10 protein-coding genes are annotated in these 14878 nt (G+C 52.4%); 9 read left to right on the top strand and 1 reads right to left on the bottom strand.

Translation table 11 applies throughout. The annotated features are described in order from the left end of the window. Nucleotides 1-11 precede the first annotated feature (11 nt). The 3 genes from AC1DF0_RS02490 (at nucleotide 12) to AC1DF0_RS02480 (ending at nucleotide 4242) form a co-directional block, all read left to right on the top strand. Nucleotides 12-1445 carry a dihydroorotase gene (locus AC1DF0_RS02490; protein ID WP_477572964.1) on the top strand — a complete coding sequence of 478 codons (1434 nt, stop codon included), beginning with the start codon at nucleotides 12-14 and terminating at the stop codon, nucleotides 1443-1445. Continuing rightward, on the top strand, nucleotides 1417-2679 hold the full coding sequence (locus AC1DF0_RS02485; protein WP_477572963.1) for an allantoate amidohydrolase: 1263 nt from the start codon (nucleotides 1417-1419) through the stop codon (nucleotides 2677-2679). Before AC1DF0_RS02490 ends, AC1DF0_RS02485 begins: the two co-directional genes overlap by 29 nt. Nucleotides 2680-3054: 375 nt before the next feature. Further along, nucleotides 3055-4242 (top strand): alpha/beta hydrolase, encoded by a 1188-nt coding sequence (locus AC1DF0_RS02480; protein ID WP_477572962.1) that lies wholly within the window; start codon nucleotides 3055-3057, stop codon nucleotides 4240-4242. Here AC1DF0_RS02480 and AC1DF0_RS02475 read toward each other — a convergent pair. Then, nucleotides 4226-5308: a GIY-YIG nuclease family protein gene (locus tag AC1DF0_RS02475; protein WP_442052265.1), complete on the bottom strand. Its 1083-nt coding sequence runs from the start codon at nucleotides 5306-5308 to the stop codon at nucleotides 4226-4228. The two genes, AC1DF0_RS02480 and AC1DF0_RS02475, sit on opposite strands and share 17 nt — an antisense overlap. 163 nt (nucleotides 5309-5471) lie before the next feature. Between AC1DF0_RS02475 and AC1DF0_RS02470 the strand changes: the two genes are divergently transcribed. From AC1DF0_RS02470 to AC1DF0_RS02445, 6 genes are all read left to right on the top strand, one after another. Further along, nucleotides 5472-6275 (top strand): undecaprenyl-diphosphate phosphatase, encoded by an 804-nt coding sequence (locus tag AC1DF0_RS02470; protein WP_442052264.1) that lies wholly within the window; start codon nucleotides 5472-5474, stop codon nucleotides 6273-6275. A 595-nt stretch (nucleotides 6276-6870) separates the two neighbouring features. After that, on the top strand, nucleotides 6871-7917 hold the full coding sequence (locus AC1DF0_RS02465) for a LacI family DNA-binding transcriptional regulator (RefSeq protein WP_477572961.1): 1047 nt from the start codon (nucleotides 6871-6873) through the stop codon (nucleotides 7915-7917). Nucleotides 7918-8329: 412 nt separating this feature from the next. Then, nucleotides 8330-11143, top strand: coding sequence for a beta-galactosidase (locus AC1DF0_RS02460; protein ID WP_477572960.1), 2814 nt, complete (start codon nucleotides 8330-8332; stop codon nucleotides 11141-11143). Nucleotides 11144-11162: 19 nt separating this feature from the next. Further along, on the top strand, nucleotides 11163-12131 hold the full coding sequence (locus AC1DF0_RS02455; RefSeq protein ID WP_442052261.1) for an ABC transporter permease: 969 nt from the start codon (nucleotides 11163-11165) through the stop codon (nucleotides 12129-12131). Nucleotides 12132-12151: 20 nt separating this feature from the next. Then, a complete protein-coding gene (locus tag AC1DF0_RS02450) occupies nucleotides 12152-13063 on the top strand; it encodes a carbohydrate ABC transporter permease (protein ID WP_477572959.1) in 912 nt (303 codons plus the stop codon). A gap of 104 nt (nucleotides 13064-13167) precedes the next feature. Next, the gene (locus tag AC1DF0_RS02445) at nucleotides 13168-14778 is read left to right on the top strand and encodes a DUF3502 domain-containing protein (RefSeq protein ID WP_477572958.1); all 1611 of its coding nucleotides are present in this window, start codon (nucleotides 13168-13170) and stop codon (nucleotides 14776-14778) included. The last annotated feature ends 100 nt before the right edge of the window (nucleotides 14779-14878 follow it).

Below are 14878 nucleotides of genomic sequence, written 5' to 3'. Positions count from 1 at the left end.
TGAACCTACAAATGAAAGATCAAGCCTACGAACTTTCCGTTCGCGGCAATTTGGTCCTGCCCGGCGGTAGAATCGTGAATAACGGCGTGTTGGCTATCAATCAAGGCAGCATTGCGGCGATATTAGAAGACGGAGAGCCGTTTGATTCCTACAACCATCAAGACTTTGCCGGCATGTGGATCGTCCCCGGAGCGATAGATGCGCATGTTCATTGCTTCAGCGAGCCTTCCGAGGGAATATCGGGAGCGACTCGCTCCGCGGCAGCCGGCGGCGTGACGACGATCATCGATATGCCATACGATTCCGACGAACCGGTATGGACGGCAGAGCTTCTGGAAAGGAAAGCCGAACGCATCGGGAAGGAAGCGTTCGTTGACGTTGCCTTGCTTGCGACGATCCGGCCGGATGGCGACATGGGCGAAATCGCCAGGCTCACTGAAGCGGGCGCTTGCGGCTTTAAGCTATCGACCTTCAATACGAACCCGTATCGATTTCCTCGAATCAATGACGGCGAAATGCTGGAAGCGTTCGAGCATATTGCCGCCCAGAAGCGCGCCGTCGGCCTGCATGCCGAGAATGATGAAATCGTTCGCCGGCTTTCGAGGAAGCATGAGGCGGGGGATGTGCATCATGATCCGCTGCTGCATTGCAAATCAAGGCCGCCGGTTGCGGAAAGCACGGCCGTGGCGACCGCACTTGAGCTTGCGTATTGGTCCGGGGCGCATGTCCATTTCCATCATACGACCGTTCCGCATGCGGTAAGGTTGGCGGAAAGCTATGCAAGGGAAGGCGTTGCCGTAAGCGTCGAGACTTGCATCCACTACCTTGTGCTAACGGATCGCGATATGATGCGGATGGGTGCCAAAGCTAAGATCAATCCGCCGCTTCGAGCGCTTGCGGATCAATCGGAGCTGTGGGAGCAGTGCAGAAACGGGGCTATAGGTCTCGTGACCTCTGATCATGCTCCTTGGAAAATCGAGAAAAAAAGCGCGTCGAACATTTTCGATAATGCATCGGGTGCGCCGGGAGTAGAAACGCTTGTGCCGTTATTGTATGCCTTCGGCGTAGCGGAAGGGCGGCTGTCGATCCACGACCTTGTAAGGTTAGTGAGCGAAAATCCGGCAAGAGTATATGGACTCTCCGATCGCAAAGGAGCGCTCAAAATAGGCGCGGATGCCGATTTTATCGCAATCGATCCTGCTGCTCGGTGGATGCTCGACGAGAACGACCAGCATAGCAACGCAGGCTGGAGCTTGTATCACGGACTGGAAATGAAGGGCCGAATCGGGGCGTCCTACGTTCGCGGTCATGAGGTTTATGACGGCAAGTCCGTGTCCGATAAGTGTATCGGGCAATTCGTTAAGCCCGACCATGTGTCGTATTTGCCATTAAAACCTTACAAGGAGGCGAAGAGCAATGATTCGGTTGTCATTGAAGCCAAGTGAGGCCAGAATCTGGTCCGATATTGAAGCATTAAGCAAAATCACGAATCCGGAGCGGCCATGGACCAGACGTCCTTTTACGGCGCTATATGAAGACGGACGCGCATGGCTTAAGCGGGAGATGGATTCGCTGGGGCTGGATGTTTATCAGGATGCGGCCTCGAACGTCATTGGCCGACTTGCGGGACGCAAGCCTGAGCTGCCTCCGATTATGGTGGGGTCGCATACGGATACCGTTACAGGCGGCGGACGATTCGATGGCATAGCGGGTGTAGTGGTAGGGTTGGAAATCGTTCGGATGCTGAAGGAAACGGGCATTCAATTGGAGCATTCGCTAGAAATCGTAGATTTTACGGCGGAGGAACCGACCGATTTCGGCGTTTCAACCGTCGGAAGCCGGGGAATGGTCGGCAACCTGAGCGAAGACATGCGCAACAGCCGTGATCCTGAGGGACGCGTGCTGATCGATTGTATCACCGAAGCGGGCGGTAATCCTGCTCGGCTTGAACAAGAGGCGAGGAAGCAAGGCTCGGTTGCCGCTTATTTGGAGCTGCATATTGAGCAAGGCCCCGTCTTGATGGAAACGTCCAAACCGCTCGGGGTAGTAACCGGAATTGTCGGCATTAGCCGCTATCAAATAACGGTTATAGGGCAACCGGATCATGCCGGGACAACGCCGATGACGATGCGGCGCGATGCCTTGCCAGCGGCCGGAGAGCTGTTTGTCGAGCTGGAAACGATTTGCCGCAAAACATACAGCAGTCCTGTTGTCGGCACCATCGGCGTCGTAAATGTTAATCCGAATGCGGCGAATGTCGTGCCTGGCGAAGTAACGTTTAAATTTGAGGTTCGAAGCATCGATGCCGCGTTGATCGCCGAAGTGTGCGAGCAATATTTGGAACGCGCCAGGGCACTGGTGGAGAATCGGGGACTATTCATTCGAATTGAAGCTCTGACCCGCTCGGAACCGGTAACCGTTCCCGAGCAAATCCGCAGCGCGCTTGCTCTAGCATGCCGTGAAACGCTAGGGAGCGACTCGCTGTATGCCGAGCTGCCAAGCGGCGCCGGCCATGACGGCAACCAATTGAGCCGGATTGCGCCGATCGGGATGCTGTTCGTGCCAAGCTTAGGCGGACGCTCCCACTGTCCGGAAGAATGGACGGATATTCAGCCTATCGCCCAGGGAGCAGAGGCATTGGCTCGCGCAATCATTCATTTGGACAATAATGTGGTTTAGACCAAGTAAACAAAAGCCTAGCGAATCTGAGGATGTTGACCTCCGTTTCGCTAGGCTTTTTTTCATCTTGAGCCATAAGAAAGTAATTAGCTGGTTGATCGTATTGCGGACCATATAGACCGTAATTGCGTTTTCTCCCTCTGATTCCCATCATTACGGACTCAGCATACTCTATCCGTGACAAACAGCGCTGATTTGTTTGGAAAATGAGCCCATAAAGTCTCCTTGGTCCGTAACCGCGCAATAGGATTGTAATTTGGCCTAATAGCGTCGCCTAGGTCCCTAACTGATGACCATTGATGGATGAAGGTGTATGATCAATGCAAAGATTCCTTTAATTAACTGCTAGACTAATGGAGAGAAGGTTGGGATGGTATGATACCTTTATTCGGTAAAAACGGCGAAGTTCCCGCCAAGCTGACAGTCGCTTTCGCTGAAGGCAGCCTTTGGAAAGATAGCGGCGTGGCAGGCTGTTTGGACGCATACTTCGGGAAGCATCACCCAAATCGAGAGATTCGCTTTGTTAAGTTGGATGAGCTGGAAGCAGAGCCAATCGATTGGGTCCTATTAAGCTTGCATTCTACCGCAGAATTATTGAATCGGTCCATCGAGAGCGTACGTTCCGCCGGTGCTAAGGCGATCGTTGTCGTGGAGTCTGATTCAGTATTGATCAGGGAGAGTGCGGAACTTGATGCGGATTTCGTTGTGCGGCTTGATGAAATGCCGGCGGGGATGCCTCAAATGAAGCTTGATTGGCTAGTTGCTAGAAGACTGATTCAATCGTTGTTTAATATCAAGTTGGAACGAGAGCTGCAATTGGATGACGGCATTAAAGTCGGAGATTGGAACGGCTATAAACGAAGCGAATTCATGCTGGAAGGAAGAGAAGGCTTCATCGTGGCCCCGAAGGATTACGCGCCGGGCAAGCCGTGGCTGTGGCGTGCCGAGTTTTTCGATGCTTTCGCGACCGTTGATCGGGCGCTTCTCAGCCAAGGCTGGGCAATCGCCTATTACAGAATTAGCGATCTGTACGGTTGCCCTGGTGCGGTAGATCTGATGGAAAAGTTTCATAGATTCGTTAACGAGACGTTCGGCGTGGCCGACAAGACCGTCCTCTTCGGCTTCAGTCGCGGCGGGCTTTACGCGATGAATTATGCGATTGCCCATCCCGAACACATCCGATCCGTTTACTTGGACGCCCCCGTGCTCGACATCAGCAGTTGGCCGGGCGGCAAAGGTAAAGGAGTCGGCGCAGATTGGGAATGGAAAACAGAATGGGAGCAGTGCAAAGCCGTTTATGGCATGACGGATAAGGAAACCGCCTATGAAGGCGTATCGCCTCTTGATCGGCTCGAGCCGCTGGCCCAAGCTGGCGTCCCGATCATTGTCGTTGCAGGCGATGCGGATATTCCTGTTCCGATGAGCGAAAATGCGTCGGTGCTTGAGGAGATGTACCGCAATCTCGGCGGAGAGATCGAGATGATCGTCAAGCCGGGAGTTGGGCATCATCCTCATAGCTTGGAGGATCCGAAGCCGGTCGTCGATTTTATTTTGGCGCATTGACGCGGTATTCATAATTAATTCGACAGAGCTGCAGCAGCTCGTATTTGATCCCGCGCTTTGGGATTGTGATCGTAATGGGGGCTGCTCCCCGAGGGTTTAACGCTGAGCGGACATTTTTCAAATCGTTGATTGCATTCACGATCAGTTCGCTTGGTCTGCTTTGTCCCTTAAACGGCGCATATTGCGTCATAAGAAACGTATCAACAGCATTGTCTTGCGATCCGTCGCCCAGGGGCAGCAACTGGAATTCGCTCAGCATGCCTTCTTTTACTTTGGCGATCATGACGAACGGATGTTCAAAGTAGAGGACGTCTTGGTCAATCGCGGTTTGTCTCTCTACGATTTGTTTGTCGGATGCATGCTCCAGGTTGCGAATGCTAAGAAAGAGACGCTGCGCCTTCTCGAATTGCATCAGCTCCGCATAGCGCTCCATTTGCGCATATAAGGTTTCGATCAAGCTTTCCCCTTTGTTCATGAGCAGTTCCGAAGCCCGGCGCACATTGTCCAAGTAATCCGATTCTGATATGAGCCCTTCACATACGCCGCTGCACTTGCCGATATGATATTGCAGACAGACGCGCTTCGGCATAGGATCGCAAGTACGCAGTCCGTAATGCTCGGCTACGACCGTCAGGAGCGCATCGCGATATCGCGAGCTCTTGAACGGACCTAACTTCTCGCCAGCAGATTCCTTGGAATGGCTGCTCATTTGATTTCGGTAGTAGACTTCCAGTCTAGGAAGCTTCTCCTTTGTAAACTGCAAGTAGGCGTAGCCGCTTTCTTCTTTCATTAGGGCGCGGTTGTATGGCGGCTTATGGAGCTTGATCAAATTATTTTCCAACAAAAGGCTTTCTGCCTCGTTATTGACGAGCACAATCTCGATGGAGGCGATTTCTTCTACGAGCTGCTTGATGCGTTTATGCTCATGCTGCTTGGTGAAGTAAGAGCGCAGCCGATTCCGCAAGTTTTTGGACTTGCCGATATACAGGATGCGGCTATCGGCGCTCTTCATCATATAGCAGCCAGGACTTTCCGGATAATCGCCTGGTTGGAACAAGAACGGCATAGGACTCAGTCTCCTTGTACGGGCTTGTCTATTTCTGGCATAATGGAATAACTGCAGCTGGCATCTTATATATCTAGTAAACAAGCAGCATTGTAATTATAGTATACTTTGCTAAGTTATCGCACTCACTAACCGATAGGGTAAGAAAGGCGGACAATGATTTATGTACGATTTCATTAAAGCGATTATTCTTGGCATCGTGGAAGGGTTGACGGAGTTTCTTCCGGTATCGTCTACGGGCCATATGATTCTTGTGGGAGACTTGCTCAATTTCGAAGGGGAAGCGGCGGATACGTTCAAAATCGTCATTCAACTAGGCGCGGTCATGGCGGTGCTCGTTCTCTATTGGTCTAGGTATATGGGCATATTGAAGGACATGCTGGCCTTTAAATTCAAGACGCCGGGCAAGCTGAACGCCCTGCATCTCATCGTTGCTATGATCCCTGCGCTTATCGTTTATTTGGTATTCAAGGACTTTATCAAGGATGTGCTGTTCGGGCCGGGACCGGTGCTCATCGGGCTTGTGATCGGCGGCATACTGATGATTATCGCCAGCCGCGTCAAGCGCAAGGTGACGGCGGAGAACACCGACGATATTACGTATAAGCAGGCGCTAGGAATAGGCTTGTTCCAATGCTTCGCCTTATGGCCGGGCTTCTCCCGGTCGGGCTCGACGATTTCCGGCGGCTTGCTGCTCGGGACGAGCCAGAAGGCGGCGGCTGACTTCACTTTCATCATCTCGGTGCCGGTTATGTTCGGCGCGACGATTCTCGATATGTACGATAGCCGCGAGCATCTGAACTCGGATTCCCTTCTCTTGTTCCTGATCGGCTTTATCGCGGCATTCGTTGTCGCTATGATTGCGGTTGTGACATTCCTTAACTTGATCAAGCGACTGAAGCTGGAATGGTTCGCATTGTACCGTTTCGTGCTTGCGGCAGTATTTTACTTTTTGGTGATGCGCTAGCCCGTAGATGGACGAGCGCAGCGTTTGTCGAGCAGTACGAGATAACGTCGGGTTAACAACGAGAAATGGATAAGACATTTTGTCGATATGAGACTTGGATACGAGAATCATAGAAGCAGTAATAGTTTCAAAGCCATATGCTTTTGAGAAAAGGAACCTCAGCTTTCACTTTGCAGTGGAAGGTTTGAGGTTCTTTGCGTATGGATCGGGATACTTATGTCACGCGAACTGTTTAGGGACATAAGCTTCATCCGCATCCGATCGTTAATCACATTTGAATGGAAACCGTCCAACCTAATACCCTGCTGTAGAGTGAAGAAGCACCTTTGATTGGAACTCATACAGCCTAATTCGCCGATTTTACTTGTTTCCGTCCAACTTGCCTCTTTTGCCTGTATGGAATCCATTCAAACTACATATTTGATGTCATTTAGCCCATTAGCCTGTACAAAATCCAATCTATACCGAATAGTTAAAAAGAGTCGAATGCTGTCATAAAAACAAATTTGAAAAAGCTGGAAAATACTCGTTTTTATTTTAGGAAAAGTCTGCTATTCTACCTAAGAACGGATCAGGGGGAAAGGAGCGACCACATTTGAAACCGGTCACGGTATACGACATAGCAAGGGAAGCGAACGTCTCGGTAGCGACGGTGTCGCGCGTGCTTAACAACACCGCTCCCGTGAAGAAATCGACGCGCGAGCGGATCGTCGAGCTCATTAACAAGTATCAGTTCCAGCCGAATGCACTGGCTAGAAGCTTATCGAAGAAGGAGACAGGCATGATCGGGGTCATATTGCCGGACATTACGAACCCGTTCTTTCCCGAGGTGCTGGCAGGTTTGGAGCAGGAAGCGAGAAGCAAGGGATATACTTTCTTTCTTTGCGATACCGTATCTACGAACGGAGATTCCAAGGAGCAGTATGAGCGTGAATCGCAATATTTAAATATTTTGCTCGAGAAGCAGGTGGATGGGATCGTCATGATCGGCGGCCGGATTAATCTAGCTAGACCTACCAAGGAGCAGGTCAGCGAGGTACTCGAAGTGAGCAAGCGCGTGCCGACGGTGTTGATTAACGGGAGCTTGCCCGGCCATTCGATGAACCGTGTATTTGCCGATGAACGCGAAGGCGCCGTGCTGGCGACTCAGCACCTGATTGATCTAGGGCACCGCGATATTGCCTTTGTAGGCGGTTATCGAGGCATGTCCAATACGCTGCAGCGTATTCAAGGCTACGTCCGCACAATGGAGCAGAATGGACTGACGGTTCGCAAAGAATGGCTGCTCGATGGGGGCTTCTCGGTCGAAAGCGGCAAGCGGTTCATGAACCAGCTGCTGCAGGAGTCGGAGCTTCCGACCGCTATTTTCTGCGCGAACGATCTTGTTGCGATCGGCGTCATGAAGGTTGCTTACAAAGCCGGCATGTCCGTGCCTCAAGATCTGTCGCTAGTCGGCTTTGATGATATTCCGTATGCCGCGAACAGCATTCCCGAGCTGACGACGGTTTCTCTGAAATGCTACGATGTGGGCCGGAGCGCCGCAGACGTGCTGCACCAGCTGATTACGAAGACGAAAGCGAATAAGCATACGAGAGTAAGACCGGAGCTCATCATACGAGAGACGACTGCGGTTCCGAGATAAGCAAGGTGATGATAAGACGAATAGCAGCTCCAAAAAAACTTATTGACAACGCTTTCACGGTTGAATAGAATCAAGGTGTCTAAACTTTGGCAGTTGTCACACTCACAAATGAAACCCGTTACATTTTATTTCGGTGCTTTCACACATACGACGATCCGCACACGATACACGTCAGGATACCGCAGAAAAAACATTTATTGTTTTTTTGAATTCTAGCCAGTCATTTAGAATTCTGCGCGAAACGATTGCTTAACGCCGCCACTGTAGAGGCGTTTGGCCGTTCACGCTCGGTCGATTGAGAGTGTATTTATTTTTGCCTAAAATGTAACGGGTTTCATGAAACGGGTTACATATTTCGATGATTATTGCGAACATTCGCGACTAAACACTAAATGCGGTAGGGGGTTAAGGCATGAGCATGGACATTCAGGCGAAGGCAGCCGTTCAATTCGAAGCAGAAGCGGTACGCATTCATGGCAAGCCGCAAGTACTGCTAAGCGCGTCGTTATTTTACTTCCGCATTCCGAGGGCTTACTGGAAGGAGCGGATGGAGCAGGTTAAGGCGTTCGGTTACAACAGCATCGACGTCTACTTCCCTTGGAATTATCACGAGCTGGCAGAGGGGGTATGGGATTTCGGCGGCGAGCGTGATATAAGCGCTTTTCTAGCGGCTGCTGCGGAGGTTGGACTGTGGGTTGTAGCCAGACCTGGACCGTATATTTGCTCGGAATGGGATGGCGGCGCTCTGCCGGCGTATTTGTTCGCCAAAGACATGAAGCTGCGGGATAACGACGATACATTCCTGCGAAGCGTATCAAGCTGGTACGATCGGGTATTGCCGCTGTTGAAAGCTTACCAAGCGGGAGAAGGAGGTACGGTTATCGCGGTGCAGCTCGACAATGAGCTGGACTTCTACGATTGCTCCGATCCGGCGGGGTACATGGCATCGCTTCGCGATATGACGCTGGCTCACGGCATTTCGGTACCCATCTTCGCCTGCGCCGGACAAGGGGGATTGCCGCAGGCATCCGGTCTTGCGGACGGAGTCGTTCCGACCTGCAACTTCTATCCGGACAATCGCGATCCGGAGTTCGAGTCCAAAGTATTGCATTATCGTGATTTGTTGGCCGAGCGGAACTACCCGCTGCTCGTGACGGAGACGAACAGAGCGCATTACTTGCTGCGAAGATTGTTAGCCTGCGGCGCCAAGCTGCTTGGGCCTTATCTGCAAGTATCGGGTACGGACTTCGGCTTCACGAACGCGACGAACAATTGGGGTAAGCCGCTTGCGTTCATGACTTCGGATTACGATTTCGGCGGCATGATTTCGCCGGAAGGCCATATTCGGCAGGAGGCTCACGAGGGCAGGCTGCTCGGATGCTTGCTTGAAGCCTACGGGTCATCGCTTGCCGCAGCTTCGGTAGCGAGCGCAGAGGAAGCCGCGAACATGACAATCGCCGGTGAAACGAGCGGAGTCGCTGGACCGCATGTATTGACCTTGCAGGGCGGAGGGCAACTGCTGTTCATAACGAATTTGGACGATCGCGACAAGGAGCTTGCATTCTCGGATGCATGGATAGTAGGCAGATCTAGGACGTTCGTGCTGAAGGGCGGTCGATCATTGGCGCTCCCGGTGCAGCTGCCGCTTACCGGCTGGGGCATTCAAGGGAAGCTTGCACAGTCTACAGCGGAGCTCTATATGGCGAAGCGGCTTGCAGGCGGCGCGGCGATTTCGTTCCACACGGAAGGAAGAGGCCGCATCTTGCTGGAGCTGGGAGAAGGCTGGTTCGTGGAAAAAGCGCAACATCTAGAAGCCGTGCAGCGAGATAGTGCGCTGCAGTTAAGCTTCGAGGGAACGGAAGCTGCCGAGTGCTGCATTCGACTGGCGGACGGAAGCGAGCTAATGCTTTATGTGCATAGCAGAGAGGAAGCACTTATTGCCGAGCCATTCGATGAGCTTGGAGCGATTGCCTTCGGCGAGGCTATCCGTTATGAGAGTGCCGAAGACCATCCGGTCATCGCGTATGAGATAAGCGCAGACGATGAGGCTAAGCCGATCAACCCTCGGGAGGATCTAGTCAGCAGAGCAGCGAAAGCAAGCCGCTTAGAAATGTTAGGCGTATATAGAGGCTATTCCTGGTACGAAGCCTCTGTCGATGTGCCTGGCGGCAAGCCCGTGCAGGGTATTCTGCTTCGCGAAGCAAGCGATGTCATCTCGCTGTATGCAGACGGTGATTATGTCGGTACGGCAACGCCGGGCGGTGGCAGCCGCTACATGCCGCTGGACGAAGCGCGTCCGTTGCAGGCGGGCAGGCTCACCGCCCGAACTGAAATATGGGGTCATACGAACTTCGATGACCCGAGGCTTCCGGCATTAAGGCTGAACGCGATGAAGGGAATGTCCGGCATGGCAGCGATAACGGCTGTGCGCGATCTAAGCCGGAATTGGAGCGTATACCGCACAGACAGGCGAGAGCTTCAGGAAGCTCTTATTGGCGACATCGATCGGAGTCTGTGGCCGATCGTCAGCTTCGGCGGCTGGTTGTCTCCCGATCATCCGGCATTCGAATATTATAGCCGGACCTTCCGGGCAGCGGCGGATGCCGATTCGTGGACGCTTTATTTTCAAGACTTGCAGTCGCATGCGAAGGTATTTGTTGCGGGCACGGCTGCGGGCTTAGTCGTCAACCCATTCGATCCCTATGTCGACATTACGCCTTATGTAGAGGCAGGCAAGGAGACGCGGTTGACCATATTTATCGAGAGAGTGCTCGGATTGCCATCCGGCAATGTCGTCTTATACGAGGGCAATGATGCGACCGATTGGTCCGTCAGCGGCGCGGAGGAGCAGCAACTGGCAGCGGCGGCAGACGGGGAGCGCGATCAAGCAACGCGAGTGGAGCTGCCGATCTCGCTTGAACCGGGAGCAACGGCTTGGCTGTATGGGGCGGTCGTCAATTCCAGTTCGGGCGCAGGCTGGCGCATGAAGTTTAATGGCAGGGGGCTGAAGTTGACCGTTATGCTGGAGGATCGAATCATAGGCAGACTATGGCTACCTTGCGATAATGATCGGCCGGTGCTGACAGGGGGCAGCACGAATTCGGCTTACTTGCCGGGTGCTTGGCTTCAAGGGGGTGAAGGCAGAGTCCGGATATGGCTGGAGGCTGTCGATCGCAGCAACAAGGGTACACTGGATTCCATCTCGTTCACGCCTGTTCAATGCTAGGCAACAAGGAGGGATTACCATGTCAACCGCTCTGAAAACATCCGTCCCGAGCAGCAAGCCCCTGCCTGCCGGCTCGGGACGGCTCAGGCGCTTTTGGAATAACAAGACGTTAATGCTTATGTGCTTGCCTGCTATCCTTTTCTTCATCATATTCGCCTACTTGCCGATGCCGGGCTTGTACCTTGCGTTCATTCAATACAACTACTCGGACGGCATATTCAAAAGTCCTTTCGTCGGCTTCGACAATTTCCGCTTTCTCGTCATCAACGGCGACTTATGGCGGCTCACCTTCAACACGGTAGCCTACAATCTGGTCTTTATCGTGTTAGGCAACTTCCTGCAAATATTCGTCGCCATCCTGCTTAACGAGCTGCGCAAAAAATGGTTCAAAAAAGTATCGCAAACGCTCATGTTTCTTCCTCACTTCATCTCGGCCGTGCTTATCGGCCTCATTGCCTACAACATCCTCAGCTACGACTACGGCCTGTTGAACGGGATACTCGAATCTCTTGGCATGGAGCCAGTCAAAACCTACTCCAATCCTACGATCTGGCCGTTCATTATCGTCCTCACCTTCTTATGGCAAGCTACCGGCTACGGCTCCATCATTTATTTTGCAGCAATCATGGGTCTCGACAACGAAATTATAGAAGCCTCCGAGATTGACGGAGCGAACGCGCTCCAACGCATACTCTACATCGTTATTCCGTGGCTGAAGCCGACGTTTATCATTCTGATGCTCTTCTCGCTCGGCGGCGTGCTGAAAGGCAATTTTGGACTCTTTTACAACCTTGTCGGGGCGAATAATACGGCTTTGTATCCGACGACGGATATTATCGAGACCTACGTATTCCGCGCGCTTATGACCAATTTCAACTTCTCGATCGGCAGCGCCGTGAGCCTGTATCAATCGGTCTTTGGCTTCATCGTTGTCATCACCGCGAACTGGCTTGTGAAGAAAGCGTCACCCGAGAACTCCCTATTCTGACCCATTAGGAGGTGAATGTCATGGAACAATCGGAGGAGTCCAGAAGCATACGAACCGACATGAGCGGCATTATCGTCAGAGTGTTCGGCTATGTGTTCATATCCTTCTTCGCGCTTTGCTGCTTGCTGCCTTTCCTGCTCATACTCGGCACGTCATTCACCGCGGAAGGAGCCATTAAGAAGTTTGGCTTTAACTTCTGGCCGAGAGAATTCAGTACGTTCGCGTACAAAGTCGTCTTCGAAAATCCCGATATGATGATCGGCTCGTATTTCGTTACACTCGGCCTGACTTTGGCCGGGACTGCAATCGGTTTGTTCCTGGTCGCGATGACCGGCTACGCGCTGCAGCGTCCCGACTTCGGCTACCGCAACGGGATCTCGTTCTTCATCTACTTCACGACGCTGTTCTCCGGCGGGTTAGTTCCCTTCTACCTGCTAATGACGCAATACTTGACGCTAAAGGACAATTACTTGGCTGTGCTTCTTCCGGGGCTGCTTAGCCCGTTCCTCATTATTATGATGAAAAGCTTCGTGCGCTCGATCCCGCATGCGATTACCGAATCCGCCAAAATCGACGGCGCAGGCGACTTTACGATTTTCCTGAAGCTGATTCTGCCTATGACGACGCCGGCGCTCGCCACGATCGGCTTGTTCATCGCCTTGGGGTACTGGAATGAATGGTACAACTCGATGCTGTTCCTATCGGCGGATATGAAGTATCGTCCGCTTCAGCTGTTTTTGTACAACACGATTACAAGCGCTGATTACATTCGAAATTCCGCTGCCGCCTCCAACGTAGAACTGCGCGATGTGCCGCTGGAATCGATGAAAATGGCGACTGCGGTCGTCGCTACGGGGCCAGTTATACTGTTTTACCCGTTCGTACAGCGTTACTTCATTAAAGGGATTACGGTTGGCGCGGTAAAAGGGTAGTGCTTGGCGTTTGGTGTTCAATGTGCCGTAGGCCGTCTGTCGCAAGCGGTCTATTCACATAGCGGGCTAAGGCCCAATTAATCAAATCAAAGGGGAGAATAGCAATGTCCAACTTGAAGAGAATTTCCGCGCTGCTGATTGCGATCATGATGATCTTCGTTGTAGCGGCCTGCTCGGGCAATAACGGAGACAACAACGAACCGCCAGCCGAAACGAATAAAGGTGCAGCGACGAATGCCCCAGACAACAGCGGAGAAGAAACGAAAGGTCCGGATACGTCCAAGTTCGTCAAAATCAGCTACGTCGTACTCGGCAACAAACCGACCAATGGACAGTTCGAGGCGGTGCTGGCCGAAGTTAATAAACTGATGAAAGAAAAAATCAACGCCGAGCTGGAGTGGAAATGGGTGGAGTGGGCCGACTGGACAACGAAATACAACCTGCTGCTCGCGTCGGGCGAAGCGATCGATCTCATCACGATCGGCACGGACTGGCTCGATACTTGGGGCAATGCGCAGCGTGGAGCGTTCATGAACCTCGACGATCTTCTTCCAACGTACGCGCCGCAGACATGGAACTCGATTCCGAAAGAAGACTGGGCAGAAAGCAAATTTGGCGGCAAAATCGTACTCATTCCCGAGAACGAGTACACGCAATGGGTTAACCACGGCTTCTTCTACCGCGGAGACTGGGCGAAGGAAGCTGGCATTACGGAGCCGATCAAGGATTGGGAAACAATGGGCAAGTACCTTCAATATATTAAAGACAACAAACCGGATGTTATCCCTTGGGACGCAGCCGCGCAAACGAGCACGTTCGGCGGTTATGTCGCTTCGTATTCGGATAACCTCGAGCTTCCGATCGCGACGGGTTACACGCCGATTTACGCAACGAAATCGTATGACGAGAAATATACGGTGAACAGCCCTGTATTCGAGGATACGTTCCTGAACTACGCCAAGTTGATGAAGGAATGGGCAGACAAAGGCTACTGGCGCGAAGACGTGTTGAACAATAAGAACGATGCGCGCGCAGCGCTCCGTGCAGGCTTGTCGGGCGTTGACCAGCATCATACGCAGACGTTCGGCGGACTTCGCGTCCAAATGGACAAAGACCAACCGGGCTCCGAGCTGCAAATGTTCCCGTTCCACCGTACCCGCGCCAACAACCTGATGGAGCTGTCGATCACGCACGGCGGTACTTCGGTCGGGGCGCACAGCAAAAACCCGGAGCGCGCGCTTATGGCGTACGATCTGATTCGCAACGACGAGCAAATTTATCACCTCATCAACTACGGTCTCGAAGGCGTTCAATATGAAGTGGTAGACGGCAAACGTCAACAGCCGGCAGGCTACGACGAAGCGAAGCACGCATTCTACGCCGACTTCTGGGGCGGCCGCGTCGACAAATTCGAAATTCCGAGCGCAACGACATGGGATCAATTGGAAGAAACGCTTTATGCGGAATACGACGGCTACAAAAAACCTTACCCTTACGGCCAATTCGTCTTCGACAAAACGCCGGTTGAGGCTGAGCTCACAGCGGTTACGCAAGTATCCGGCGAGATGGGGCCTGCCATTGGGTACGGTAAAGCAGGCGACCCTGTCAAAGCGGTTGAAGAATTCCGCAACAAGCTGAAAACAGCGGGTTACGACAAAGTGCTCGCCGAGCTGCAACGTCAAATGGATGCTTACAAGAAGCTGATCGAAGGTTAATCGAATAAGCGGAGTAATAGGGGATTGTCCCGAGAGCCAACAGCTTTCGGGGCGATCCCCTTATAAATACTCTACCTCACTTCAAATGAACAACGATAAA

The organism is Paenibacillus sp. 05T425 (assembly GCF_056396205.1).
This window is presented reverse-complemented; position numbering and strand designations above follow the sequence as displayed.